The organism is Rathayibacter sp. AY1C4 (assembly GCF_002932195.1).
Classification (GTDB): Bacteria; Actinomycetota; Actinomycetes; order Actinomycetales; family Microbacteriaceae; genus Rathayibacter.
In genome coordinates this window covers 1-24,570 of record NZ_PSWE01000040.1, presented here as the reverse complement: position 1 = coordinate 24,570, position 24,570 = coordinate 1, and the positions used below count along the sequence as shown (strand labels likewise).

Below are 24,570 nucleotides of genomic sequence, written 5' to 3'. Positions count from 1 at the left end.
CGCGAGGAAGCCGAGAGCGTACGAGAGGGCGCCCGTGGGCGGTGCGGGGACGGCCTGCGGAGGAGCCGGTCGTCGGCTGCGCGGGGTCGACGGGGTCCGCGGAGGAGGGGCTCGAGGAGCGGCGGTCGGAGGCGCCGGATCCCGCACCGGGAGCGGAGGGGTCCGCAGTCGCCGCCGCATCCTCCGCGGGCGAGGCGGCGGTCGGCGTCGACACCGCTTCCGGGGCGGTCATCGCCTCGGGCGCGAGTGCGGCGGAGGCGAACACCACGGAGAGCACGAGGGTCGTCGTCGGGACGAACGCGGCGAGAGCGCGGGTGGTGCGGGTCACGGACGGTCCAGTTCTGCGGGCTCTGCGATGCGCCCGCCTGTGATTACTACCAGGAGCGTGAAGAGCTCTGCACCCCCGCTTCCGGGTGGAGTGCCGCGGAGCGCGCCAGCGGGCTCGGCCATTCTCGTGCGCCCACCTCCTCGACGAGGCGGCGCTGAGCCGGATCGATCAGGCGACCGATCTCCTTCTCGGGGAGCGCCTGCGGGGGAGCGGCTGTTCCTTCCCGCCCGCGGAGATCGACGTGACGGCGCTCCCGCCCAGGCCCGGCACGTCCTTCGGCATCTGGAGCCCTGAGCCGCGCGCCTCGAGCCCGCACTCGCCCTGCGCCTCGGATGATGTGCCGCACATGCAGAGGAGGGAGCGCCCACGGGCACTCCCTCCTCCGTCACGGCCGGTCGACCGGCCGCCGTGCGCTCAGCAGACGCGGGCCGGGTAGGCCACCGTCTGCGCGAGGGTCTCGGAGCCCGCCGTGGCGGTCACCGTCACCTGGCCGCCCGGCATGCTCGCCAGGCGGGTGGTGAATGCGGCCGATCCGCTCGCGCCCCCGGCCACCGCGGTGACCGTCTTCGAGCCGTAGGCCGAGGCCATCGCGACGTCGATCGGAGCGGTGCCGCCGTTCTTGGCGAGGACAGTCAGCACCGCCTTCCCGGCCACACAGCGCGACGTCACGGTCACCGGCACCGTCAGCGCCGGGGCGGCCGCCTCGGGGACGACGATCTCGCCGATCTTGAGGAACGAGCCCGGCGTGGAGAAGGTCAGCTTCAGGCCGGTGGCCGAGACCGCCGCGAACGGGATCGTGGTCAGCGTGCCGTTCGCCGCCGGAGCGACGTTCTGCGCGGTGGTCGGCTTCCAGGTGCCGTCCTCGGCGCGGTAGGCCACGCTCACCGACGCCAGGGTGCCCTCGGTGTTGGTGAAGGTGAGCCCGGCGACGCGGTGCGCCTCGGTGTTCGTCAGCGTGAACTCGGCGCTGCCGGCGAAGGTGCCGTCGGTCCAGGTCGACCAGGGGGTGCTCACGTTGCCGTCGCAGGCGTTCTTCGCGGGGAGGGTCGCGTACTTCGTCTGGCTGAACGACGCCGAGACCGCGGCCCCGGGAACGCGGCAGACGTTCGTCGGCGGCGCGGTGCCCCAGATCTGCACCTCCGAGACCGACTGCCACGTGTTCGCCGCGCTGGTGAGGTGCAGGCGGAGGCCCGTGGTGTCGGGCAGGGAGGACAGGTCGAGGATCGCCGTCGGGGCGGATCCGGTCGCGGCCTGGCTGAGGGTGGTGGCGACGGAGGAAGTCGTCCATGCGCCGTTCACCTGGTACTCGACCTCGATCCTCGACGGCCAGGTGGCGGTCGCACCGTCCTTGTAGGTGCTGACCGTCACCGAGTCGAGGTTCTGCGCCGCGCCCCAGGAGAAGGAGAGGCGGCTGTCGCGCGGGTAGCCGGCCGAGGACCAGTCGTCCCAGCCCTTGCCCTTGACGTCGCCGTCGATGAGCTTGCCGGCGAGGTCCGTGCGGCTCGAGACCGCGACCGAGGCTCCGGGAGCGAGGTTCGCGATGCCCGGCTCCGCCACCTCGATCGTGCGGGTGAAGCGGCGGCCGGAGGAGAATCCGGCGTCGGCGGCGAGCGTGCCCGTCACCTGCACCGTGCCGAGCTCGGCGGGGCCGGGGGCGGCCCAGGTCACGGCGACGTCGCGGGTCGAGCCGTTGCTCGCGACCGAGACCGTCGAGGGGAGCGCGGCGGCGATGTCGGCGCCGCGGCGGACCTGCTTCGGCAGTCGAGCGTCCACGACCGACCACACGCCCTCGCCGACCCCCTTGTCGTCCCAGTAGGAGAGGTTCCAGCCGGATCCCCAGCGCGCCGGGTCCTCCTGAGCCGGGTTCCGCATCTCGAGGCGGCCGTTCTCACCGACCGTCATCGGGAGCCAGACGTAGGTCGAGTCCGACTTGCCCTCGTTCCACCGGTCGCCCATGTAGACGTACTTCCCGGGAGCGAGCGTGAGGACGTTCGTCGACTGCGAGCCGAAGGTCGTCTTGCGGGAGTCGCCGATCGAGAGCAGGCCGTCGCCGCCCTCCGGGATCGCGTTGTAGGCGACGTTCTCGTCGGCGTCACCCTTCTCGACTCCGCGGGTCCACGCGCCGAGGATCGAGTCGGCGGTGTAGTAGGTCTGCGGGTTCGGCGCCCAGCCGGTCGCCCCGGAGGCGATCGTGTAGTACTTGCCGCCGTTGGCGAAGATCGCGGGCGCCTCGAGGTGTCCGCACTCCTTCACGATCTGGAAGTCGGTGCCGCGCACCGGTGCTCCGGCCGCACCGTCGGCGAAGACGTAGGGGTACGTCCCGTCGGCCGAGTACTGGTTCGCGTCGAGGGTGTCGGTCGTGGTGGTCCGCTCGACGTTGGTGTAGTCGGCGTCGAGCTTCGCCACGTAGAGCGAGTAGTTCTCCTCGGAGGAGTAGGAGATGTACGCGGTGCCGTCCTCGTCCTGGAAGACGGTCATGTCCCGCGCCTGCCCGGGAACGGCGGAGGTGGTGCAGGCCTTGTAGTCCGTGCGGTTGTAGAGGCGGTAGACGCCCTGGAGCGTGAAGGGCCCGGTCGGGCTGTCCGAGACGGCGACTCCCGCCATCGAGCGCGCGTAGGTGCTGCCGCCCGGCGTGGTCCGGCCGTCGGAGTGCCACCACATGACCCACTTGCCGGTCTTCTCGTTGAAGAGGACCTTGGGGCGCTCGAAGATGGCGGTGTTCGGCGAGGCCTGCGTCGTGTCGAGGTGGTAGTCGAGCTCCGCGATGCGGTCGGCGCGAGGGGCTCCGGAGCCGTCGACGGTGTCGTAGAGCGCGTCGAAGTAGGGGGCCTCGAGGTCGGCCGGAGCCGAGACGCTGCGCAGCGCGGTGCCCTTGTTCTCCCAGTTGTGGCCGTCGGTGGAGCGGTAGACCGCGACTCCGGGGCTGTTCCAGTAGCCCTTCGTGCGGTCCTCGCCGTACCAGTACTGGACCTGCTGACCGCCCTCCTCGACGGTGACGATCTGGCCGCCGTGCGCCTGGATGTGGCGGCCGTCGGTGTCGTACCAGTAGGGCTGGAAGTAGCCGGCCGCGGTGCTGCCCGGGTCCTGGACCGCCGGGTGGTCGGTGTAGGTCACGGGCGTCGAGGTGCGCGGCACTCCGTCGTCGGGATCCGTGGCCACGGCGGCCGAGGCCGACTGCGCTCCTGTCCCCAGGAGTGCTGCGACGAGCAGCGCGGCCACCGCCGCGGCGGCCGTTCGTGGTCGAGACGTCATGCTGTGCTCCTTTGCACCGGGGACTTCGCGCATGTTCACGCAAACATCAGGCTTCCACGAGGGTCTGATGACGTCAACATCCTGATCGACCGACGGCCGGGCGTCGGACGGCCGCCCGGGCTCCGTCTTGGCCGCTCAGCGCTCCGGCGCGAACGCCCCGCCCGGGCCGAAGGCGAGCTCCGCGAACCGGCGGCCGATGAGCTCGTGCGCTTCCGGATCCGGGTGCAGGCCGTCCGGGAGCGGGAGCCGCTGGGCGTCGTCCGGCCCGTAGAGCGCGAGCCCGTCGAGCAGTCGCAGGTCCGGGTCGTCGGAGCGCGCGGCGACGACCTCGGCCAGCGCCTCGCGGACGATCCGCAGGGTCAGCCGTCCGTTCGCGGTGTCGCCCGGGTCGCCGGTCGCGACGAAGCGCGGCGCCCCGGTCGTGAAGGACGCGGGATCGACGTCGCCCGGCCCCGGCGTGTCCTCGTGGATCCCGCAGAAGAGCGGAGTGACGAGGAGCAGCGGCGTCGCGGGATGGCCCTCGCGGATCGTGTCGAGGAAGCCGTGCACCGCCGGCACGAAGGTGCGGCGGCGCATGCCGTCGAGGTTCACGAGGTTGATGCCGAGCGCGACACTGATCAGGTCGGCAGGAGTGTCCCGCATCACGCGAGCGGTGAAGGGGTCGACGAGTGCGCTCCCGCCGAAGCCGAGGTTCACCAGGCGGGCGCCGCTCGCCCGGGCGGCCACGGCCGGCCAGATGCCCGAGGGGCGCGCCGCGTTCGAGCCCTGGCTGATCGAACTGCCGTGGTGCAGCCAGACGGGGCCGGAGAGCGGCGCGGGTTCGAGCGGTGCGTCGGAGCGCAGGGCCACGAGGTCCACCGCCTCGTTGTGCGGGAGGAGCAGCTCCACGCGAGACGGCCCGGCCGGGAGGTCGAGCCCGACCGTGTCGAGAGGTCCGGGGAGGAGGGCCCGGTCACCGGTCGCGAGGTCGAATTCGATCGCGTCGCCTCCGGTGAGCGCGTGGGAGGCGGTCATCTCGCCGTCGACGACCGCGTCGACTGCGCCGCGCGGCCGGGGCAGCCCCCGATAGGCGACCCGTGTCGCGTGCACGTCGAGCTCGATCCGTCGCGCCTCGGTGACGAAGGAGATCCGGACACCCGAGGGCTGCGCCTCCATCAGCAGGAGCTGCGCATCCGCATCGCGCTCGCGGACCGCGCGGGGGAGGCGGTGCGGCCGGACTCCGCGGGGCACCTCCTCCAGCTCGATCGCGCCGTGGACGAGCCGTTCCGTGAGGGGTGTGCTGATCATGCGGGGATGTCCTTCCGGCGGGTCCAGTGGCTGAAAAGAAAGTGCAGGCAGGCGAGGAGCTCGCTCCACGACTGCGCGGGGGTCGGGCTGCTGTGCGCGAAGCTCCCGAGCCGTTCGAGGGTGAGGAAGCCGTTCAGAGCGGCGCCCGTCACTCGGACGGCGTGCACCCGGTCCTCGGCGGGGATCGCGTAGCCGAGGAGGACCGCATCTGTGAGCTGCACGACGCGGCGGGCGGCCGGGGCGGCGACCGCGTCCGGCCCCGCAGTGCGCTGCAGCGACTCCCACAGGCCCGGCCGCTCGCGCGCGAAGGAGCGGTGGGCGTCGGCGAAGCCGTCCAGCGCCTCCCGGGCGGAGCGTCCGGCGATCGCGACGGCGATGCGGTCGGACAGCTCGTCGAGGGCCAGGACCGTGACGCCGTCGCGGAGTGCGGCGAGATCGCGGACGTGCGTGTAGAGGCTCGGCGTCTGCACCTCGAGCGAGCGGGCGACGGCGGCCAGGGTCACGGCGGCGAGACCATCGGCGTCGGCGATCGCGGCGGCGCGATCGATGACGGCGGAGCGGGTGAGGGAGCGACGGGGCACGCGTTGATCCTAATACCCCTAGGTTTTCACATATGGACATTCGGAAGCTCCGACGCCCGAACCGCGATCGCCCCCGAGCCGGAGGGCTCGAGGCGATCGAACGTGCGGTGCGGCCTAGCCGCCGACCGCCTGGCGAGCGCTGTCGAGCCCGCTCAGTTCTTCCGGATATCGATCTCAGGGCTGCGAGGATCTCGCGCGCTCAAGGATGGCCGCGATCACGGCGGACTTCGCCTCGGCGTAGTCGTTCCCGTCCTCCCAGCGCCGGAGGAGGAGAGACGCCTTCGTGCTGCGGTAGAGCTCGCGGTCGGCCGGGTCGGTGCGCAGCCGGTCGCGCAGGAGGAGGTACGCGTCGATCGCGGGATGACCCTCCTCGTAGACGTGGACGTGGGCGTCCCGTCCGGGCGTGCGGACGAGCCGGTGCCCGGGCTCGCGGGTGCGCAGGACGTAGCCGGCCTCGAGCAGCGGCGCGACGTGGTCCTCCTCCGCCGTGACGTCGGGCACGACGACCAGCACGTCGACGATCGGCTTCGCGGGCAGGCCCGGGACGGAGGTCGAGCCGATGTGCTCGACCCGCACGCCCGGGACGGCCTCGAGGATGCGCCGCCGGTGCTCCTCGAACAGGGCGGACCACTCGGGGTCGTGCTCGTGCAGGGCGAGCTCGAGCGGCTCCGGTCCGCCGACGAGCTCGACGGAGACGACGTCGGGGCGGCGGGGGGAGCGGTGCGGAGTCACCGGGTCATCCTGCCAGGGTGCCGCAGGGCGGGTGCGGTTCACTGGAGCGGTGAGCACCCTCCTCGTCACCGCGCACCCCGACCGCGACTCCCTCACCGCCGCCCTCGCCCGGCGGCTGCGGTACGAGCTCGGCCCCGACGGAGTGGAGACGGCCGACCTCGACGCCGAGGGCTTCGACCCGCGGTTCGGCGCGGCCGACCGGGACCGCTACCGCGGTGTCGGCCCGGTTCCCGACGACGTCCTCCGCGAGCAGCGCCGGCTCGACGTTGTCGACCATCTCGTGCTCGTCTTCCCCGTCTACTGGTGGTCGATGCCCGCGCTGCTGAAGGGCTGGTTCGACCGCGTCTTCCTCGCCGGCTGGGCCTTCGACATCGACCCCGTCCACGGCACGCAGCGCAGGCTCGGCGCCCTGACCGTCCACCTCGTCCTCGTCGCGGGGGACTCCGCCGGGACCTACGAGCGGCACGGCTACGAGCAGGCGCTGCTGACGCAGATCCAGCACGGGATCATCGACTACTGCGGAGCCCGGCGCGGCGGGGCCGTCTTCGTCCACGAGTCCGAGCGCGAGGACGACGCGAGCCGCCGGGCGGCGGTCGAGGATGCGGTCGAGCGGATCGTGGAGGCGATCAGGGCTGATCCGCCTGCAGCGCTCCGGTGACGAGGGCCTGCACGAGGGTGTCGGCGTCGTAGTCCGGATCGTGGGCGGCGCCGATGCAGAGGTTGCCGATGCCCTTGAGGAGCATGTAGCCGCTGAGACTCGACGCCGGGATCCGGGCGGGTCGTGCCGCCTCGAGCAGGTCGCCGCAGACGGGGACGAGCCGCTCCACGAAGTAGGTGTGCAGGGCGTCGGATCCGGCGCTGTCGCCCTGGAGCGCACCGGCGAGGCCGTGCTTGGTCACCAGGAGGTCGACGAAGTGGGCGACCCAGGCCCTGAGGGCTGCCTCCGGGGTCGCGCTGTCGGCGAGCAGCCGTGGGCCCGCCTCCGCGCAGGCCTCGACCTGGTGGCGGTAGACGGCGACCACGAGCTCCGAGCGGGTCGGGAAGTGCCGGTAGATCGTCCCCACGCCGACGCCGGCCTCCGCCGCGATCTCGCGGACCGGCGCGTCCACGCCGGAGGCCACGAACACCGTCGCCGCGGCGGCGAGCAGTGCGTCGCGACTCGTCCGCGGTCGGCCGGGCGTGCGGGGCACACGGTCGCTCATCTGTTCTCCTTGCTTTTCGGAGCTGCGCTCCGTAATGTCTCCGAGCGCAACTCCACCACATTCCGGAGCAGTGCTCCGCAATGTTCCGGAGCAGCGCTCCGACGATTGTGCCAGAGCGCCGCCCCCCAGGAAGGACCCTCGTGACCACTCCGCTCCTCGACTCCCTCGACCGCGTCGTCGGACCCGGCGCCCCCGTCGTCTCCCTCGCTCCGGTCGCGCTCGACGCCCCCGGCCGCCCGGTCCCGCTCGAGGTCCGCGTCTCGGCCCCGACGACGGGGTCGGATCTGCCCGTCGTGCTGTTCTCGCACGGCAACGGCTGGAACCTCGACGGCTACGCCCCGCTGACCGCCTTCTGGGCGTCCCGCGGCTTCGTCGTGATCCAGCCCACCCATCTCGACTCCCGCCGCAACGGCTTCGGCTTCGACCACCCGGTCTTCCCGAGCATCTGGACGGAGCGGATCGCCGATCTGACCCGCTCCCTCGATCAGCTCGACACCCTCGAGGCGGCCGTCCCCGGCCTCGCCGGACGGATCGACCGCGCCCGGATCGCCGTGGCCGGCCACTCCTGGGGCGGGCAGACCGCGCAGGCCCTCCTCGGCGCCCGCGTCCTCGACGACGACGGCACCGCCGGAGCCGACCTCTCGGACGAGCGGGTCCGCGCCGGGATCCTGCTCGCGGCGACCGGGCTCGCCGGGGACGACCTCGCGCCGTTCGCCCGCGAGCGCTTCCCCTTCCTGCGGCCCTCGTTCGCCGAGCTGACCACACCGACCCTGGTCGTCGCGGGCGACCGTGACCAGTCGCGGATGTCGCGGCGCGGCCCCGACTGGTTCACCGACGCTTTCACGCACAGCCCCGGCGCCTCCGACCTGCTGACCCTCCACGGTGCGGAGCACTCGCTCGGCGGGATCGTCGGGGACTCGGTGGCGGAGACGACCGACGCGGACCCCGAGCGCGTCGCCGCGCTGCAGCGGCTGAGCACCGCCTATCTCCGCACCGCGCTCGGCGTCGATCCGCGGAGCTGGGGCGCCGCGCGGGACGCCTTCCGACACCACGGAACCGCCCTCGGCCGGATCGACGGGAAGTAGCGGCTCCGGTCGACCCCCGGTGAGCGCCGCCCGATGCGCGCGGTCCGCACGGCCGAGCGCGACCCCTCTCGATCCGTCGCGAACGGCCCGTCGCCGAGGGGCGGACGGGCCGCTCGCGACGGATGAGCGGAGCGGGCCCTGCCGTCAGCGCGGGGCGCGCAGCCCGGCGAGCGGGCCGTCGTGCAGCGGCTCCGTCTCCCAGCGGACGCGGGCGGTGCGGTCGGGAGCGAGCTCGACGTGCAGGCGGTGCGGGGTCTCGAGGAACACGACGTCGACCAGGACGCCGTCGCCCGAGGGTCCGGCGCTCGCCGCGAACGGCCCGTCGACGGTCCAGGCTCCCGCGCCGGGCGTCACGGAGAAGCGCTCGTCGCCCTCGATCAGCGCGAGCGTCCAGCCGCCCTCGTCGGCCGTCACCTCGACGGCGTCGGGCCACGATCCGACCGGCGTGTAGCTCCCGGTCGCGGGGGAGGCGCCCTCGAGCGGGGGCAGGGCGAGCTCCGACAGCCGGTCGGCCAGCCGGGCGTCGGCCTCCGCCGTGGACCCGCGGCCGACGGCGGGGAGCAGGTGCTCCCAGGCGAGCGCGAGCAGCGTCTGCGTGTCCGAGGTCTGGCCGGTCAGCGCGATCACGAGCTCGTGCTCGGGCACGATCAGGCTGAACTGCCCGTACGCGCCGTCCGCGCGGTAGCCGTGCAGCGACCGCCAGAACTGGAAGCCGTAGCCCTGCTGCCAGTCCGGTCCGCCGTCCTCGTGGGTCGGGACGTGCGCGCTGGACGCCTCGGCGACCCACTCCGGCGAGAGGATCCGCCGGTCGCCCCAGCGCCCCTCCTGCAGGTACAGCAGTCCGAGCGCAGCGGCCGCCTCGGTGGTGGCGTGCAGCCCGCTGTAGCCGAGCTCGCGCCCCGAGTCGTCGCGATGCCAGGCGACCTCGCCGATGCCGAGCGGATCGAGCAGGCGCGGGCGCAGGTAGTCGGTCAGCGACTGCCCGCTCACGCGCTGCACGATCGCGGCGGCGGCGAAGGTGCAGGGCTGGTTGTAGGCGAAGACGCTGCCCGGCTCCTGCTCCGGCGGGAGGAGGAGGAAGCCGCGCACCAGGTCGACCGGATCCGTCTCCTCGGCGCGGTCGATCGTCTCGGCGGAGTGGCCGCTCGCCATCGCGAGGACGTGGCGGACGCGGACCGCACGCGAGCGCGGGTCGGTGATCTCGTCGTCGAGCTCGGGGAAGTACGAGAGGACGGTGGCGTCCAGGTCGACCAGGCCCTCGGCGACCGCGAGGCCGACGGCGGTCGCGGTGAAGCTCTTGCTCAGCGAGTAGAAGAGGTGCGGCCGCTCGGCCGAGTAGGGCGCCCACCAGCCCTCGGCGACCACGTCGCCGCCCTGCACGACCATCAGGCCGTGCAGCTCGACGCCGGGAGCGGCCTCGACCCCTTCGACGAAGGCCAGCACTCCCTCGGCGTCGACGGAGCGGGCGGACGGGGTGCTTCTCGGCAGTGAGCGCGTCATCCTCCGATGCTACGACCGGCGCGGCGCCGCCTCCGCCCGGGGGCAGGAGGCGGCGCCGCCTAGGCGGTCGGCTCGGCGGGGAAGGGCCCGAGGCCGAGCAGGAAGCGGAGGATCGCGTCGGCCGGCACGCGCAGGGCGGGGCCGGAGCCGAGCTCCCACTCCGCGTCGGTCGGAGCGAGGGTGCGACCGCGGACGGCGGCGCGGATCGCGAGCGGCGCGCGCTGCAGGCGGTCCAGGGCCACCCCGCCGGTGATGCGGGAGGAGAGGGCGAGCGGCTCGGGGGAGAGGGCGAGCTCGACGCGGACGACCTCGACCAGCTCGGCGACCGAGCGGGGACCGGCGCCGGCGCGGCGAGCGAAGGCGAGAGCGGCCAGGGCCGGGGCGATCTCGGCGGCAGGGGGAGGGGAGGAGGCCTCGCGGGCGCCCATCCGCGTCGCGAGGCGCTGGCCGGTGCTGCTCGAGAGCCGCACGACGAGCTCTCCGAGCAGGGCGTCCCGGGAGACGGCACTGGCCGCCTCGCCTTCCGTGGTGGAGGGCGAGGCGGCCAGGACGGCGAGGCGGTCGAGCCTCTCGGCGACGAGGGGGCGCCAGTCGTTGCTGACGCCCGTCTCGTCGACCGAGGGCCCGGTGCTCAGCGGCAGGAACCGCGACCAGTCGGGCACGACCGCAGGGCCTAGCGTCCGCCCGAGCGGCGCTTGTTGTAGACGTCGAAGGCGACCGCGAGCAGGAGCACGAGGCCCTTGACCGCCTGCTGCCACTCGATGCCGATGCCCATGATCGACATTCCGTTGTTCAGGACGCCGATGATGAGGCCACCGATGATCGCGCCGCCGATGGTGCCGACGCCGCCCTGGACCGCCGCGCCGCCGATGAACGCGGCCGAGATGGCCTCGAGCTCGAAGCCGTCGCCCGCCTTCGGGCCGGCGAGGTTGAGTCGCGCGGTGAAGACGAGGCCGGCCAGCGCCGCGAGGACGCCCATGTTGACGAACAGCCAGAAGGTGACGTTGCGGGTCTTGATGCCGGACAGCTCCGCGGCGTGCAGGTTGCCGCCGATCGCGTAGACGTGACGGCCGAAGACGGAGCGGTTCATGACCACGCCGTAGATCAGGACGAGCACGGCGAGCACGATCAGGGTGACCGGGATGCCCTTGAAGGTGGCCAGCGCGAAGGAGAAGGCCGCGATCACGACGGAGACGAGGACGAGCTTGGTGACGAACCAGGCGCCCGGCTCGACGCTCTGCGCGTACTTCTGGCGGCCGCGGCGGGTGCGCACGGACTGCACGGCGAAGGCGACGATCGCGAGCGCCCCGATGACGAGCGACAGCGGGTCGAGGTCGGTCTCGCCGAACAGGTCGGTGAGGAAGCCGTTGCCCAGCGCGCGGTACTCGGTCGGGAAGGAGCCGATGTTCGCGTTGCCGAGGACGACGAGCGCCAGGCCGCGGAAGATCAGCATGCCCGCCAGGGTCACGATGAACGCCGGGATCCCGACGTAGGCGATCCAGAAGCCCTGCCACGCTCCGACCAGGGCGCCGATGAGGAGGGAGAGGATGATCGACAGCCACCACGGGAGACCCATGTTGACCGCGAAGACGCCCGAGATCGCTCCGACGAACGCCGCGACCGAGCCGACCGAGAGGTCGATGTGCCCGGCCACGATGACCATCACCATGCCGATGGCGAGGATCAGGATGTAGCCGTTCTGGACGATCAGGTTCGAGATGTTCTGGGGGCGGAGGAGGATTCCGCCGGTCATCACCTCGAACAGCAGCACCACCACGATGAGGGCGATGAAGATGCCGTTCTTGCCGAGGTCGCCCAGCACGTGGCTGAGGCGCTTCGTGAAGGCGTTCTCGGTGGGCTTCACCTGCGCACCGGCCGCGGTGGACGGTTCGTTCTGCAGATCGGTCATCGTTGCTTCTCCTGGGTCATGAGGGTGAGGACCGCCTCGGGCGTCGCCTCGGCGATGGGCAGCTCGCCCGTGATCCGGCCCTCCGACAGCGCGTAGACGCGGTCGCAGATGCCGAGCAGCTCCGGCAGCTCGGAGGAGATGACGATGATCCCCTTACCCTGCGCCGCGAGCCGGTTGATGATGGTGTAGATCTCGTACTTCGCACCCACGTCGATGCCGCGGGTGGGCTCGTCGAGGATGAGGACGTCCGGGTCGGAGTAGATCCACTTCGACAGGACGACCTTCTGCTGGTTGCCGCCGGAGAGCTTCCCGGTCTTGGCGAGCACGGTCGGCGACTTGATGTTCATGCTGCCGCGGTACTCGTTGGCGACCTCGAACTCGCGGTTGTCGTCGACGAGTCCGCCGCGGGCGACCTTGTCGAGCGACGCGAGCGAGATGTTCCGCTTGATGTCGTCGATGAGGTTGAGGCCGTAGTGCTTGCGGTCCTCGGTCGCGTAGGCGAGCCCGTGGGCGATCGCCTCCGAGACGTTGCGGATCTTGATCTCCTTGCCGGCCTTGAAGACCTGGCCGGAGATGCGGCTGCCGTAGGAGCGGCCGAAGAGGCTCATCGCGAACTCGGTGCGCCCGGCGCCCATGAGCCCGGCGATGCCGACGATCTCGCCGCGGTGGACTGACAGGTTGACCTTGTCCACCATGACGCGGGTCGGGTCCTGGGGGTGGTGGGCCGTCCAGTCGACCACGCGCAGGATCTCCTCGCCGATGTGCGGCGTGTGGTCCGGGTAGCGGTGGTCGAGGTCGCGGCCGACCATGTCCTTGATGATGCGGTCCTCGGTGACGTCGTCGTGAGCGATCGTCTCGATGGTCTTGCCGTCGCGGATGACCGTGACGGTGTCCGCGATCTTCTTGATCTCGTTCAGCTTGTGGCTGATGATGATCGACGTGATGCCCTGCTCCTTGAGGTGCAGGATCAGGTCGAGCAGGTGGTCCGAGTCCTCGTCGTTCAGGGCCGCGGTGGGCTCGTCGAGGATGAGCAGCTTGACCCGCTTCGAGAGCGCCTTCGCGATCTCGACGAGCTGCTGCTTGCCGACTCCGATCTCCATGATCTTGGTGGTCGGGTTCTCGCGCAGACCCACGCGGGCCAGCAGCGCCGCCGCCTCCTGGTTGGTCTTGTTCCAGTCGATCAGGCCGCCGAAGCCGCGCACCTCGTTGCCGAGGAAGATGTTCTCCGCGATGGAGAGGTAGGGGCTGAGGGCCAGCTCCTGGTGGATGATGACGATGCCCTTCGCCTCCGAGTCGCGGATGCTGGCGAACTGCATCACCTCGTCCTCGAAGACGATGTCGCCCTCGTAGGTCCCGTGCGGGTAGACGCCCGACAGGACCTTCATCAGCGTCGACTTGCCGGCGCCGTTCTCCCCGCAGATCGCGTGGACTTCGCCGCGCTGTGCGTTGAGCGTGACGTCCTGGAGCGCCTTCACGCCCGGGAACGTCTTGGTGATGCCGCGCATCTCGAGGATGTTCGAGGTCACGCCGCCTCCCTTCCTTCGTAGTGGGGGAGGGCGCCCAGTGGGCGCCCTCCCGGGGTGTTCCTTCTCGGGTGAGGAGAGAGGACTAGCCGTTCACTTCCGCGTCGGTGTAGTAGCCGCCGTCGACGAGGACGGACTGGATCTGGTCCTTGGTGACGATGACCGGCTCGAGCAGGAAGGACGGGACGACCTTCTTGCCGTTGTCGTAGGTGTCGGTGTCGTTGACCTCGGGCTCGGTGCCCTCGAGCACGGCCTGGGCCATCTTCACGGCCTCCTTGGCGAGCTCGCGGGTGTCCTTGTAGATGGTCGCGTACTGCTCGCCGGCGATGATCGCCTTGACGGAGTCGAGCTCGGCGTCCTGACCGGTGATGATCGGGAAGTCGGAGCCGACGGTGTAGCCGGCGTCGGTCAGAGCCGAGATGATGCCGCGGCTGAGGCCGTCGTAGGGCGAGAGGACGCCCTGGACCTTGGAGCCGTCGGAGTACGTCTTGGTGAGGATGTCCTCCATGCGGCTCTGGGCGACCTCGCCGTCCCAGCGGAGCGTGGCGACGGTGTTGAAGTCGGTCTCGCCGGACTTCACGACGAGCGTCTTGTCGTCGATGTACGGCTGGAGGGTGTCCATCGCGCCGTTGAAGAAGAACGTGGCGTTGTTGTCGTCGGGGCTGCCGGCGAACAGCTCGACGTTGAACGGGCCGGCGGGGGCGTCGGCGGCCTTCGCGCCGGTGAGGTCGGTGAGACCGAGGCCCGCGAGGAGCGAGGTGGCCTGCTGGACGCCCACCTTGTAGTTGTCGAACGTGGCGTAGTAGTCCACGTTCTCGGAGTCGCGGATGAGGCGGTCGTAGGCGATGACGGGGATGTCGTTGGCCTTGGCCTCCTCGAGCACGCTCGTGAGGGTGGTGCCGTCGATCGAGGCGACGATCAGGGCCTTGGCGCCCTTGGTGATCATGTTCTCGAGCTGCGAGACCTGGGTGGGGATGTCGTCCTCGGCGTACTGAAGGTCGACCTGATAGCCGGCCTCCTCGAGCTGCGACTTGACGTTGTTGCCGTCAGCGATCCAGCGCTCGGACGACTTGGTCGGCATCGCGACGCCGACGAGGCCGCCGTCGCCGGATCCCGAGCCTGAGCCGCCACCGGTTCCGGAGGAGCAGGCGGCGAGGGAGAGGATCATCGCTCCGCCGGCGATGCCGGCGATGAGAGCGCGCTTCATTGTGGTCACTGTGATTCCTTCGTCATTGAATGCAGTGGATGCAGGGCCGCCCTCGGGATCGGGGCGGAGATGTGATGCCATGTGAGCGATCACATTGCGTCATGCTAGACCCGACGGCGCCGTTCGTGTCAACGCGCACGTCTCGACTCGGTAACGGGACACCCGCGGCGCGTCGTCCGCTCTCGGAGCGGTGCTGTCAAGGGTCCCCGGCCCCGGAAGGGAGCCGGAGCCGTCGGCGTTGCGTCCAGCACTGTCGAAAGGACGCACACCATGACGAAGACCTGGTTCATCACCGGCGCCTCGAAGGGCTTCGGCCGCGAGTGGGCCGAGGCGGCGCTCGAGCGCGGCGACTCGGTCGCCGGGACCGCCCGCCGGATCGAGACCCTCGACGCCCTCGTCGAGGAGTACCCGGACACGTTCCTCCCGCTGACCCTCGACGTGACCGACCGCGAGGCCGGCTTCGCCGCCGTGCAGGCCGCGGCCGACCGGTTCGGCCGACTGGACGTCGTGATCAACAACGCCGGCTACGGGCACTTCGGCATGATCGAGGAGCTCACCGAGGAGGAGTTCCGCGCGCAGCTCGAGACCAACGTCTTCGGCGCCCTCTGGGTCACCCAGGCCGCGCTGCCGATCCTCCGCGAGCAGGGCTCGGGCCACATCGTCCAGGTGTCGAGCATCGGCGGCATCAGCGCGTTCCCCTCGATCGGCGCGTACCACGCGTCGAAGTGGGCGCTCGAGGGCTTCACCCAGTCGCTGGCCGCCGAGGTCGCCGGCTTCGGGATCCACGTGACCCTCGTCGAGCCCGGCGGGTACTCGACCGACTGGTCCGGTCCCTCCGCGTCGCGCAGCGAGCCGATCGCCGCGTACGACGAGGTCCGCGAGGCCGCGAGTCGACGCCCCTCCGCTGCTCAGCAGGGCGACCCGCGGGCCTCGCGTCTCGGGATCCTCGCGGTCGTGGACGCGGACGAGCCGCCGCTGCGGATCTTCTTCGGACGCGCGCCGCTGGGCATCGCGACGGCGGACTACGAGTCGCGCCTCGAGACCTGGAAGCGCTGGAACGACGTGTCGATCGCCGCTCACGGCGAGTGATCGCGGGCGGTCGCGGCGCGAGGGCGTCGCGGCCGCCGGTCAGCGCGAGGCGGTGACGCTCGCGCTCCGGGGGACGGCCGTGGATCCGCGGACGACCAGCTGCGGAGCGATCGGCGCCGCCTTCTCCGGCCGGTCGCCCTCGATCAGGCTGAGCAGCGCGGCCACGCACCGGCGTCCGAGCTCCACGAAGTCCTGGCGGACGCTGGTCAGCGGCGGCCAGTAGAACGCCGCCTCGGGGATGTCGTCGAAGCCGATGACGCTGACGTCCTCCGGCACGCGGACCCCGCGCTCGTGGAACGCGCTCATCAGTCCGAGCGCCATCTGGTCGTTCCCCGCGAACACCGCGGTGAAGTCGAGGAAGCGCGAGAGCTCGAGGCCCACGCGGTGGCCGCGCTCGGCGCTCCAGTCGCCGAGCAGCGGCGGGCGCAGCGGGATCGAGCGGTGGTCGAGCTCGGTGAGGTAGCCGCGCATCCGCGCCTCGGCCTCGATCCAGTCCTGCGGGCCGGCGAGGTGCACGATCTCGGTGTGCCCGAGGTCGATCAGGTGCCCGGTGGCGATGCGGGCGCCGGCCATCTGGTCGACGTAGAGCGCGTCGTCGCGGTCGTCCTCGCTCGTCTGCAGCGTCACGTGCGGGATGCGCAGCGCGACTCCGGACAGGATGTCGAAGACGCGGATCTGCGGAGCGACGACCACGAGGCCCTCGACCGCCTGGTTGAGCAGATGCCGGATCCCGGCCTGGATCGACGCGCCGTCGGTGCCGTCGACGTTGGCTGTGACGACGAGGTAGCCCGCGTCGCGCGCCGCCACCTCGATGGCCTGGATGCTGGAGGCCGGACCGTACTGCAGGCTCTGCGAGGACAGCACGCCGACGGTGCGGGTGCGGCTGGTGACCAGTGCCCGCGCGGCGAGGTTGGGGCGGTAGTCGAGCTCGGCCATGACCTCGAGCACGCGCTTCTTCGTCTCGGCGCGGAGGCTCGGGTGGTCGTTCAGGACCCGGGAGACGGTCTGGTGCGAGACGCCGGCCGCGCGGGCGACGTCGTAGATGCTCGGCGCCCGCGACGCGGGCTTGTCTTCCGGCATCGGGCACCGCGGCTCTCTGTGATCGGCGCCTCCGACGCAGGACCGGGGCGCCCTCACGGGCGGCTCGCCCGTCCGCGGGCGCGTGTGAGCACACTTTACGTCCCTCGGCGCGGGGGCCTGCACACCGACGGAACCTCGACGGCTCGGACGGGTGCCGCTCCCGGATCGGCCGGACGTTCCGGCACCGCTGGTGCGGGCGCGCCGGAACGACGCGATCCGCGCCTCCGCCCCGCGGTCGTCGCAGCGGGTGGTCGACGCGGTCGGGTCAGCCGTCGAAGACCTCGGCCGAGGCGAAGGCCGCATCGGAGCGGAGCACGGCGACGAGGTCCGCGGGACAGTCCTCGAAGGCCGTCCTCTCCGGACCGGGAGGCGTGTGCGCTCGGACGTCGACGACGGATCCCTGGGGCGCGACGGCGTCGGGCGATCACAGGCGCCACCCTGCGGTCCGGGGTACTTTCCTGCGTGTGAACGACAGCGACGAGAAGTCCGGGAGAGGCTGGCGCATCGATCTCGGCGAGCCGCCGGAGAGCGTGTCCGGCGATGTCGCCGACGCTCTCGATAAGGTGTCCGCGGAATTCGCGGCATTCCGGAGCGGGACTTCCGGCGAGGGCGGAGAAAGGGCCGCGGCCCTCCGCGGAGCCGCCCGACTCGGGGCCGGAGAGCACCGGCTCGCCGTCGCCTCGGGGCTGACGCGGGAAGGCGTCCGCGCCTTTCTCGCGGGGGGATGACAAGCCGTCGGAGAGGCGGTTCCCCCGTGCCTCGACAAGCCGGCGCCGAAAAAAGAGAAAGGCCTCGAGAAGGCGCGGCATCCAGAGAGATCGGAGACGACGAATGGACGACGAGGAGTGGGCTCGGTACCTTCTCGCGATGGAGCGCCGAGCACCGACGAATCAGGACGGCGCGACCGCGGAACGCCGTGACGCGATGGTGGCGGCCGTCCTGCGGGAGCTCGACGGGGTCGATCCGTACGGACTCGAGCCGGGTCGCGAGGACGGCGCTCCCCGCGACGAGTACGCGTCTGAGGCGGCCCCGATCGCGAGCATCCTCCTGCGCCGAGGACGGATCACCGGCGAGGAGCTCGACGCCGTCTGGCGGTTCTGGTTCGGCGAGCCGCTGAGCGCCCTGCTCGGCGACGGCTTCGCCCCGCTCCTGGCGCGGCTCGACCGGCTCGCTCCTCTCTCGGCGGAGGAGTGACGGGCGTCGGGTTCCGGCGGCGGACCGGCCGCGATCCCGGCGTCCCGTATCGCTCCACCCAGCTCCGCCCAGCTCCGCCCAGCTCCGCCTAGCTCCGCTCGCGGAAGAAGCGGATGAGCTCGCGCAGGGCCGGGAGCGTCGCGCTCTCGGCCTCGGCGTCGTCGAGGTCGTCGAAGGAGGTGCGGAGCCCGGCGGCGTCGGCGTCGGCGGCGGACTCGAACGCCATCGACCACTCCGGGAACAGCCGCTCCCGGATCGGCTCCTCGAGGAGGGTGCGCAGCTGCGCGTGGCGCTCGTCGGCGGCGATGACGGCCATCCGCTCGCGCAGGACCGCGTCCGGCCCCTCGAGCACCTGGAGGAATCGGCCGTCGCGGTGCAGGAGCATGCCGGTCAGGCCGAGGCGCTCGTTGTTCGCGCGGCACTGGGCGAGCAGCGCGGGGAGGTCGGCGTCCGTGAAGCCGGCGGAGGTGCGGCTGGAGTAGACGAGGGAGAGCATGGCGTCCGTTCCGGGTGGGGGAGGCGGGCGCCTCCGCTCCCAGTGGACCACCGACAGCGCCTCCCGCACGGCCACTTCCGCCGGCGGCGGCAGGCTGCTAGAGCTAGCCGACCGTGATCGGAGCGGCGGACGGACGGGTGCCCTGCCGCATCCAGACGAAGAAGCCGACCAGGGTGAACGCGCCGTAGAAGACGTACATCAGCCCCGACGCGTAGTAGCCGGCCGAGAACAGCAGCGGCACGCCGACCAGGTCGACGGCCACCCAGATGAGCCAGAACTCGGTCCAGCCCTTCGCCATGCCGTAGGTGGCGAGGACGGAGCCGACGAAGATCCACGCGTCGCTCCAGACCGGCTCGTAGGAGCCGAGCGCGCGGAACACCGGGGTCAGCACCGCGGTGCCGCCGACCATCCCGAGCACCAGCAGGCCGCGGGTGCGCCACGACGCCCAGCGCGGCTCGATCAAGGTGGTCGAGTCGTCGGGGCGGTGGGTCCACCGGTACCAGCCGTAGACGCTGACCAGGATGAACATCACCTGCCGCCCGGCCTGGCCGAGCAGGTTGACGGGGTTCGGAGTGCCGAACAGGGCGCCCATGAAGACCGTGAACAGCAGCACGTTGCCGATGAGGCCGACGGGCCAGGCCCAGACCTTCCGCCGCATCCCGCCGAGGGCGCTGAGGAGCCCGAAGACGTTGCCGATGACCTCCCGCCAGAGGACGGTCTGCTCGCCGATGACGATCTGCGCGTCGAACAGCCAGTGCACGAGGTCCACGAGGCCTTCTTCCTGAGTCGGGATGCCGGGTGGTGCAACCCTGCCCCATCCCGGCCCATTCCCGTCGCGGGCTGATGAGGGCGCCGCGCTCGGACCACGCTGGATCCCGCTCCGGGGCGGGGAGCGCGACCGGCGCCCCGCTGTGCCGCCGCGACCGTAGGCTGGCGGGATGACGTCCCGGGTGCGACTCCTGCTGGCCTCGTCGCACCCCGGGCCGACCGTGACGGTCACCGTGCTGGCGACCGTGATCGCGGCGGCGTCCGGGCATCCGCTCGGGCAGGTCGCGCTGGTGGCGCTCGCCGTGCTGCTCGGGCAGCTCTCGATCGGGCTCGCGAACGACTGGATCGACGCCGATCGCGACCGCGCGGTGGGGCGCACCGACAAGCCGGTCGCGCAGGGGCTGATCGGCGTGGGCGCCGTCCGCGCCGCCGCACTGGGGACGGCGGCGGCCGCCGTGGTGCTCTCGCTGCTGCTCGGACCGGTCGCCGCGGTCGCGCACCTGGTGCTGGTCGCCGCGGGCTGGGCCTACGACGCGGGGCTCAAGCGCACGGTCTGGTCGGTCGCTCCCTTCGTGGTCGCCTTCGGGCTGCTGCCGGTGGTGGCGGTCGCGGCGGGCGACGGCCGGCTCCCCGCCTGGTGGGCGATCGCGACCGGCGCCGTGTTCGGCATCGCGATCCACTGCACGAACGTGCTCCCCGACCTGGTCGACGACGAGGCCACCGGGGTCCGCGGCTTCCCGCACCGCCTCGGCCTGCGGCTCTCCGGAGTCGTCGCCTTCGGGTCGCTGGTGGTGGCCGCGCTGCTCGTGCTCGTCGGACAGCTCGTCGGCGACCAGCCGGTGCGCGGGACAGGCGTGGTGCTCGCGGTGATCGGGACCCTCGCGGTGGTCGTGCTCGCCGCGGCGGGCATCCGCCTGGTGCTGACCGGTCCGCCGACGCGCACCCTGTTCCGGCTGGTGATCGCGGCCTCGCTCGTGCTGGTGGTCGAGCTCGGGCTGGCGGGCGCGCGGCTGGTCGGCTGACCGGCCGCCCTCAGGACCAGCGCATCGCGTAGACGCGGGCGAGCAGGTCCGAGGTCGGCAGGGCGAGGGCGGTGCGGAGGAACGCCTCGCGGCCGCGGTGCGCGAGCGAGCCGAGCGGGCGTCCGAGGGCCATGTTCGCCTCCGCCTGCCGCGCCGCGCGCCGGGCCGCGGTGGTGCGCCGCCGGGCGAAGCCGGGCCAGGGGCCGGCCTCGCCGCGGCGCACGGCACCGGCCAGGAGCGGGGCGAGCTCGGCGGCGTCGAGCCAGCCGAGGTTCATGCCCTGCCCGCCGATCGGACTGATCTCGTGCGCGGCGTCGCCGATGAGCACGACGCGGCCGACGCCCATCCGCTCGGCCTCGCGGCGCCGCACCTGGAAGCCGCTGAGCATCGTGCAGGTCTCCGGGTCGGCGTCGGCGCCCGTCCGGTCGCGGACAGCGGCGGCCAGGGCGCGCGCGGCCTCCTGGTCGGGGGCCTCCTCGGGCCGCCAGGCGGGGGCGCCGAGGGAGCGGTCCGGGCCGCTCAGGGCGACGTACCGGCGCCGACCGCCCGGGAGCGGGAAGGACTCCACCACTCCGGCCGGACCGACGTCGACCAGCGCGGTGCCGGTGAGACCGCCGGGCTCGGGGTCGGCGAAGTCGCCCATCACGTAGCGGTCCGGGTAGTCGCGGCCGGTGGTGCGGATCCCGAGCAGATCGCGGACGGTGCTGCGTGCGCCGTCGGCCCCCACGACGAAGGCGGCGCGGACGGAGACCGGCTCGCCGCCCGGTCCGGTGCCGGTCGCCTCGACGGTCGAGCCCCGACGGAGCAGGCCGGTCAGCGCGACCCCGGGGCGCAGCGCGTCCGGGGCCGCCGCCTCGAGGCTCTCGCGGAGGATCGCCTCGGTGCGGTGCTGGTCGAGGGTGACGACGTAGGGGTGCGTCGCGGAGGCGCGCGCGAACGAGAGCGTGCCGAGGGTGCGGCCCCGGCTGCGCGCGACGCCCTCGCGGACCCGGGTGGCCTCGGCCAGCACGGGAGCATCGGCGCCGATCGCGGCGAACGCGTCGAGCGACGGCGGATGGATGCCGATCGCCCGCGAGCCGCTCGGCACCGAGGAGCGCCGCTCCCACACCTGCACGTCCACTCCGGCCCGCGCCAGGAGCGCGCCGAGCAGCAGTCCGACCGGACCGCCGCCGACCACGAGCACGTCCGTCTCCGCTGTCACGGGTCGAGCCTAGGGAGCGGCGGCGCGGCGGGCGAGGGGGTGCGCTCGACCGCCGCGCGTGCTCAGGGTGCGAGCGGAGGCGTCAGAGCGCGTCGACAGCGGCGAGGATCTCCTCGGTCTCCGTGCGCGTCGTGTAGTCGACGTGCACGTCCGCCGTGCGGACGATCCGGTCGGCGTCGACGACCAGGACGGTCGGGTACGGGACGGCCGGGGTGTCGTCGGCGTTGCTGTCCTTCACGGCGAAGCCGAGCGCGGTGTGCGCCTCCTGCGCGTCGCCGCTGGGGGCGGTGACGATGCCGAGAGCGCTCGCGAGCGTGTTGCCGGGGTCGGAGACGACGGTGAAGCCCAGGTCGCCGTTCGCGACCGCCGCGCGCGACCCGTCGGGGGTCTGCGGGCTGATCGCGACGAGGGCGACTCCGCGCGACGCGAGCTCGGGGGCGAGGGTCTCGTTGTAGTGCTTGAGCGTGATGTTGCAGTACGGGCACCAGGCTCCGCGGTAGAAGACGAGGACGGCCGGGCCCGCGCCGAGGACGTCCGCGAGGTCGACGGTGTCGCCGTCGACGGTCACGACGGAGGCGGCGGGGAGCGCGTCGCCGGCGGTGACGGCTCCGCTCGGGGCGCCGGCGGCGACGAGGTCGTCGCGCTCGCCGGAGAAGACGGCGGCGAGCTCGGGGCCGACCGTGTCGTCGAAGCCGACGGTGAACTCGTCGAGCTGGGTGCGGACGGAGGTGCTGGTCATCGGAAGTCCTTCGGTCGTGACGGTCGTGGTCCCCCGTCCGGGAGCCTAGGCATGCGGGGGACCGGGCGCCGGGCGCCCGTCACGCGGCGTCACACGACGGCCGACGCGTGTCGGCCGGCGTGCGTGGGGCCCGGCCCCGTCGCTCCGTCATTCCGGGGCGACGACCAGCTCGCCGCCGGCGGAGCGCGAGACGCACGGCATGATCCAGCGGTCCTGCTCCTCGGGGGTCAGCACCAGGTCGCGGTGCTCCGCCGTCCCGCCGACGAGGCGCAGGCGGCAGGTGCCGCAGGTGCCCGACTCGCAGGAGGAGTCGACGTCGATCCCGGAGGAGCGGAGCGCGGTGAGGAGCGAGCGGTCGGCCGGGACCTCCACGACGGCTCCGGTCGGCTCCCAGACGGCGGCGAAGGGGACGGCCCGGTCGCCGACGGCGTCGACGCCCGCGAAGTCCTCGACGTGGATCCGGCTCGGGCGCCAGTGCATCGTGAGGGCGAGGACCTCGTCGATCAGCGCGGACGGACCGCAGCAGTAGATCCGGGCGTCGTCGTCGGGCTCGGCGACGAGCGGCCAGAGGTCGAGCCGTCCGTGGATCGCACTGTGGTGCACGAGGGAGCCGTCGGCGGAGAACTCGTCGAGCCACGCGGTGTCCTCGGGGGTGCGGCTGAGGTAGACGACCTGCACGGCCGAGCCCTGCGCCCGGAGCTCGGCGGCCATGGCGCGGATCGGGGTGACGCCGATCCCGCCGGCGATCAGGAGGTAGCGGGCGGCGGGCCGGAGGGCGAAGGTGTTCGCGGGCGGCGCGGAGGAGAGGACGTCGCCGACGCGGACGTCGTCGTGGAGGCTCCGCGATCCGCCCCGACCCCCGGGCTCGCGGCGCACCGCGATCGCGTAGCGCGACGGCTCCGCGGATCCCGGCTCGACCAGGCTGTAGCTGCGGCGCTCGCCGGAGGGGGTCGTGAGCGTGAGGTGCGCGCCGGCGGAGTAGCCGGGCAGCGGGGCGCCGTCCTCGCTCCGCAGCACGAAGCGGGTGACGGCCGGGGTGAGCGCCTCGCGCTCGGCCACCACGAGCCGCAGCTCAGCCACGGAGCACCAGCTCGTCGCCCACGCCGAGCGTGCCGCCGTCGAGGACCTCCGCGTAGACGCCGAGGAGCTCGTGGCCGTAGGTCTCGTGCAGCAGGCGAGGGACCGGCAGGTCGCGCCGACCGGTGCCCGGCTCGACCTCGGTCGCGGCGCACCGCTCGGTGGCCTTCGTGATCCGCAGCCGCAGCCCGCCCGCGGTGAGCTCGCGGCCGAGCAGCTCGAGCTCGCTCCACGCGGGCAGCCCCTCGAGGTGGATGTTCCCGCGGAACCGCAGCGGATCGACGCTCCGGCCGGTGCGCTCGGCGAGGTCGCGGACGCTCGCCAGGTTGATCAGCGAGACGTACTCCATCTCGATGTCGGAGTTGTGGGCCGTGTCGGTGTAGCGGCGCCCCGCGTCCTGGGCGATCACGGGCTCGACGCCGGGCGGCAGGTCGAGCACGCGGGCGGCGAAGGAGCGCAGTGCGGCCCGGCCGTCCTCCGCGCCGAGGTCGGCGGAGAGGACCCGGTGGCCGCGGACGTCGACGGTGAGCACTCCGCTGTCGGGGTCGAGGTGCGTGGTCAGGCCGGCGAGGCGCGCCTCGGCGACGAGCACGAAGTACTCGCGCTTGGAGATGCCGTGCCGCATGCCGGGCCGGTAGGCGCCGCCGGGGCGGGCGAGGGCGATCGTGCGGTCGAAGGGGACGCCGCGGCCTGTGGTGAGCTCGACGCAGGGGAGCGGCTGCGGGGTCAAGCCCTTCACCGGGTAGACGAAGAGGCCGTCCACGCGTGTCGTCATGCCCCCCATCCTGGCGCATCGCCGGGGAGCCGGCAGGGCCGTCGCGGCGCAGGGGAGCGCGAGGAACGGACGCGGCGCCGTGCGGATCCTGCGAGGGCGGATGGAGGGATCCGCTCCGGCGGGCCTCGTCAGTACTGGAGGGAGAGGCCGACCAGGGGCGGGACGACGAGCGCGCCCAGCTCGACGATCGCGACGCTCGCGCCGACGCCGAGCGTGACGGCCGAGAGCAGCCGGGCGCGGTCCTTCCGCGCGACGCCGATGACGCCGACGATCGCGGTCGCCGTCGCGAGCACGAGCATCGTGACCCCGAGGGCGGCGAAGAGCGCCCCGATCTGCGTGGTGTCGAAGCCGCCCTGGAACGCGAGGACCGGGATGGCCGTGGTGAGCGCGGTCCGCCCGATCTGCGCGAGGACGAGGACGATCGCGAGGACGAGGCCGACGATGCCGACGACGTCGCGGGGCCGCACCCTCGGCACGCTCTCGTTCGCGCGCGCCTCCGCGACGCACCCCTACGTCGTCACCC

Annotated in this window: 24 protein-coding genes and 1 pseudogene; 6 read left to right on the top strand and 19 right to left on the bottom strand. The window is 72.6% G+C overall.

The genetic code is table 11. The features are described from left to right. From C5C99_RS15380 to C5C99_RS15355, 5 genes and pseudogenes are all read right to left on the bottom strand, one after another. Positions 1-328 (bottom strand): annotated as a pseudogene (locus C5C99_RS15380) (hypothetical protein); the annotation flags it as partial. A gap of 414 nt (positions 329-742) precedes the next feature. After that, positions 743-3,580: a discoidin domain-containing protein gene (locus tag C5C99_RS15370; protein ID WP_104340349.1), complete on the bottom strand. Its 2,838-nt coding sequence runs from the start codon at positions 3,578-3,580 to the stop codon at positions 743-745. 135 nt (positions 3,581-3,715) lie between these two features. Continuing rightward, complete coding sequence (locus tag C5C99_RS15365) at positions 3,716-4,867, bottom strand: GDSL-type esterase/lipase family protein (protein WP_104224975.1); 1,152 nt, start codon at positions 4,865-4,867, stop codon at positions 3,716-3,718. Continuing rightward, entirely contained in the window at positions 4,864-5,448 is a 585-nt protein-coding gene (locus C5C99_RS15360) for a TetR-like C-terminal domain-containing protein (protein ID WP_104224976.1), read from the bottom strand. The genes C5C99_RS15365 and C5C99_RS15360 overlap by 4 nt, the downstream gene beginning before the upstream one ends. Before the next feature lie 174 nt (positions 5,449-5,622). After that, positions 5,623-6,180: a GrpB family protein gene (locus C5C99_RS15355; RefSeq protein ID WP_104340348.1), complete on the bottom strand. Its 558-nt coding sequence runs from the start codon at positions 6,178-6,180 to the stop codon at positions 5,623-5,625. A gap of 49 nt (positions 6,181-6,229) precedes the next feature. Here C5C99_RS15355 and C5C99_RS15350 point away from each other — a divergent pair, with 49 nt between their 5' ends. Continuing rightward, a complete protein-coding gene (locus C5C99_RS15350) occupies positions 6,230-6,838 on the top strand; it encodes an NAD(P)H-dependent oxidoreductase (RefSeq protein WP_104340347.1) in 609 nt (202 codons plus the stop codon). Here C5C99_RS15350 and C5C99_RS15345 read toward each other — a convergent pair. Further along, on the bottom strand, positions 6,807-7,382 hold the full coding sequence (locus C5C99_RS15345) for a TetR/AcrR family transcriptional regulator (RefSeq protein ID WP_104340346.1): 576 nt from the start codon (positions 7,380-7,382) through the stop codon (positions 6,807-6,809). The two genes, C5C99_RS15350 and C5C99_RS15345, sit on opposite strands and share 32 nt — an antisense overlap. Positions 7,383-7,522: 140 nt before the next feature. Between C5C99_RS15345 and C5C99_RS15340 the strand changes: the two genes are divergently transcribed. Beyond that, on the top strand, positions 7,523-8,467 hold the full coding sequence (locus C5C99_RS15340; RefSeq protein WP_258063717.1) for an alpha/beta fold hydrolase: 945 nt from the start codon (positions 7,523-7,525) through the stop codon (positions 8,465-8,467). 144 nt (positions 8,468-8,611) lie between these two features. On the opposite strand, the gene C5C99_RS15335 is transcribed toward C5C99_RS15340, so the two are convergent. From C5C99_RS15335 to chvE, 5 genes are all read right to left on the bottom strand, one after another. Then, a complete protein-coding gene (locus C5C99_RS15335; protein ID WP_104340344.1) occupies positions 8,612-9,967 on the bottom strand; it encodes a serine hydrolase in 1,356 nt (451 codons plus the stop codon). A 59-nt stretch (positions 9,968-10,026) separates the two neighbouring features. Then, positions 10,027-10,629 carry a hypothetical protein gene (locus C5C99_RS15330; protein WP_104340343.1) on the bottom strand — a complete coding sequence of 201 codons (603 nt, stop codon included), beginning with the start codon at positions 10,627-10,629 and terminating at the stop codon, positions 10,027-10,029. 11 nt (positions 10,630-10,640) lie between these two features. Further along, entirely contained in the window at positions 10,641-11,876 is a 1,236-nt protein-coding gene (gene mmsB / locus C5C99_RS15325) for a multiple monosaccharide ABC transporter permease (RefSeq protein ID WP_104227395.1), read from the bottom strand. Next, entirely contained in the window at positions 11,873-13,402 is a 1,530-nt protein-coding gene (gene mmsA / locus C5C99_RS15320) for a multiple monosaccharide ABC transporter ATP-binding protein (protein ID WP_104224983.1), read from the bottom strand. Before mmsA ends, mmsB begins: the two co-directional genes overlap by 4 nt. Before the next feature lie 82 nt (positions 13,403-13,484). Continuing rightward, the gene (chvE, locus tag C5C99_RS15315) at positions 13,485-14,606 is read right to left on the bottom strand and encodes a multiple monosaccharide ABC transporter substrate-binding protein (protein WP_104224984.1); all 1,122 of its coding nucleotides are present in this window, start codon (positions 14,604-14,606) and stop codon (positions 13,485-13,487) included. 270 nt (positions 14,607-14,876) lie between these two features. Between chvE and C5C99_RS15310 the strand changes: the two genes are divergently transcribed. Further along, positions 14,877-15,695 carry an SDR family oxidoreductase gene (locus tag C5C99_RS15310; RefSeq protein ID WP_104227398.1) on the top strand — a complete coding sequence of 273 codons (819 nt, stop codon included), beginning with the start codon at positions 14,877-14,879 and terminating at the stop codon, positions 15,693-15,695. A gap of 39 nt (positions 15,696-15,734) precedes the next feature. On the opposite strand, the gene C5C99_RS15305 is transcribed toward C5C99_RS15310, so the two are convergent. Beyond that, the gene (locus C5C99_RS15305; RefSeq protein WP_104224986.1) at positions 15,735-16,775 is read right to left on the bottom strand and encodes a LacI family DNA-binding transcriptional regulator; all 1,041 of its coding nucleotides are present in this window, start codon (positions 16,773-16,775) and stop codon (positions 15,735-15,737) included. A gap of 464 nt (positions 16,776-17,239) precedes the next feature. Between C5C99_RS15305 and C5C99_RS15300 the strand changes: the two genes are divergently transcribed. Continuing rightward, entirely contained in the window at positions 17,240-17,503 is a 264-nt protein-coding gene (locus C5C99_RS15300; RefSeq protein ID WP_104292706.1) for a hypothetical protein, read from the top strand. 139 nt (positions 17,504-17,642) lie between these two features. After that, positions 17,643-17,969: a hypothetical protein gene (locus tag C5C99_RS15295; protein WP_146085531.1), complete on the top strand. Its 327-nt coding sequence runs from the start codon at positions 17,643-17,645 to the stop codon at positions 17,967-17,969. Positions 17,970-18,057: 88 nt separating this feature from the next. On the opposite strand, the gene C5C99_RS15290 is transcribed toward C5C99_RS15295, so the two are convergent. Both C5C99_RS15290 and pnuC read right to left on the bottom strand, forming a co-directional pair. Then, positions 18,058-18,465, bottom strand: coding sequence for a BLUF domain-containing protein (locus C5C99_RS15290; RefSeq protein ID WP_104227402.1), 408 nt, complete (start codon positions 18,463-18,465; stop codon positions 18,058-18,060). Positions 18,466-18,568: 103 nt separating this feature from the next. Then, positions 18,569-19,234, bottom strand: a complete 666-nt coding sequence (gene pnuC / locus C5C99_RS15285) for a nicotinamide riboside transporter PnuC (RefSeq protein WP_104227403.1) — start codon at positions 19,232-19,234, stop codon at positions 18,569-18,571. Between the two features lie 169 nt (positions 19,235-19,403). Here pnuC and C5C99_RS15280 point away from each other — a divergent pair, with 169 nt between their 5' ends. Further along, positions 19,404-20,255 (top strand): UbiA family prenyltransferase, encoded by an 852-nt coding sequence (locus tag C5C99_RS15280; protein WP_104340341.1) that lies wholly within the window; start codon positions 19,404-19,406, stop codon positions 20,253-20,255. Positions 20,256-20,265: 10 nt separating this feature from the next. Here the strand turns inward: C5C99_RS15280 and C5C99_RS15275 are convergent, their stop codons facing one another. From C5C99_RS15275 to C5C99_RS15255, 5 genes are all read right to left on the bottom strand, one after another. Next, positions 20,266-21,456 carry an NAD(P)/FAD-dependent oxidoreductase gene (locus C5C99_RS15275; protein WP_104247728.1) on the bottom strand — a complete coding sequence of 397 codons (1,191 nt, stop codon included), beginning with the start codon at positions 21,454-21,456 and terminating at the stop codon, positions 20,266-20,268. Between the two features lie 82 nt (positions 21,457-21,538). Then, positions 21,539-22,195 (bottom strand): peroxiredoxin-like family protein, encoded by a 657-nt coding sequence (locus C5C99_RS15270; RefSeq protein ID WP_104340340.1) that lies wholly within the window; start codon positions 22,193-22,195, stop codon positions 21,539-21,541. Between the two features lie 147 nt (positions 22,196-22,342). After that, positions 22,343-23,275 carry a PDR/VanB family oxidoreductase gene (locus C5C99_RS15265; RefSeq protein ID WP_104340339.1) on the bottom strand — a complete coding sequence of 311 codons (933 nt, stop codon included), beginning with the start codon at positions 23,273-23,275 and terminating at the stop codon, positions 22,343-22,345. Continuing rightward, on the bottom strand, positions 23,268-24,047 hold the full coding sequence (locus tag C5C99_RS15260; RefSeq protein WP_181074626.1) for an MOSC domain-containing protein: 780 nt from the start codon (positions 24,045-24,047) through the stop codon (positions 23,268-23,270). Before C5C99_RS15260 ends, C5C99_RS15265 begins: the two co-directional genes overlap by 8 nt. A 128-nt stretch (positions 24,048-24,175) precedes the next feature. Then, on the bottom strand, positions 24,176-24,514 hold the full coding sequence (locus C5C99_RS15255; RefSeq protein WP_104340337.1) for a hypothetical protein: 339 nt from the start codon (positions 24,512-24,514) through the stop codon (positions 24,176-24,178). Between the last annotated feature and the right edge of the window lie 56 nt (positions 24,515-24,570).

What these genes read in the sequence shown, in the direction of transcription:
- C5C99_RS15370 (WP_104340349.1), bottom strand. Translation starts at nt 3,580, where the DNA reads ATGACGTCTCGACCACGAACGGCCGCCGCGGCGGTGGCCGCGCTGCTC.
- C5C99_RS15365 (WP_104224975.1), bottom strand. Translation starts at nt 4,867, where the DNA reads ATGATCAGCACACCCCTCACGGAACGGCTCGTCCACGGCGCGATCGAG.
- C5C99_RS15345 (WP_104340346.1), bottom strand. Translation starts at nt 7,382, where the DNA reads ATGAGCGACCGTGTGCCCCGCACGCCCGGCCGACCGCGGACGAGTCGC.
- C5C99_RS15335 (WP_104340344.1), bottom strand. Translation starts at nt 9,967, where the DNA reads ATGACGCGCTCACTGCCGAGAAGCACCCCGTCCGCCCGCTCCGTCGAC.
- mmsB (WP_104227395.1), bottom strand. Translation starts at nt 11,876, where the DNA reads ATGACCGATCTGCAGAACGAACCGTCCACCGCGGCCGGTGCGCAGGTG.
- chvE (WP_104224984.1), bottom strand. Translation starts at nt 14,606, where the DNA reads ATGAAGCGCGCTCTCATCGCCGGCATCGCCGGCGGAGCGATGATCCTC.
- C5C99_RS15310 (WP_104227398.1), top strand. Translation starts at nt 14,877, where the DNA reads ATGACGAAGACCTGGTTCATCACCGGCGCCTCGAAGGGCTTCGGCCGC.
- C5C99_RS15305 (WP_104224986.1), bottom strand. Translation starts at nt 16,775, where the DNA reads ATGCCGGAAGACAAGCCCGCGTCGCGGGCGCCGAGCATCTACGACGTC.
- C5C99_RS15295 (WP_146085531.1), top strand. Translation starts at nt 17,643, where the DNA reads ATGGAGCGCCGAGCACCGACGAATCAGGACGGCGCGACCGCGGAACGC.
- C5C99_RS15290 (WP_104227402.1), bottom strand. Translation starts at nt 18,465, where the DNA reads ATGCTCTCCCTCGTCTACTCCAGCCGCACCTCCGCCGGCTTCACGGAC.
- C5C99_RS15280 (WP_104340341.1), top strand. Translation starts at nt 19,404, where the DNA reads ATGACGTCCCGGGTGCGACTCCTGCTGGCCTCGTCGCACCCCGGGCCG.
- C5C99_RS15270 (WP_104340340.1), bottom strand. Translation starts at nt 22,195, where the DNA reads ATGACCAGCACCTCCGTCCGCACCCAGCTCGACGAGTTCACCGTCGGC.
- C5C99_RS15260 (WP_181074626.1), bottom strand. Translation starts at nt 24,047, where the DNA reads ATGACGACACGCGTGGACGGCCTCTTCGTCTACCCGGTGAAGGGCTTG.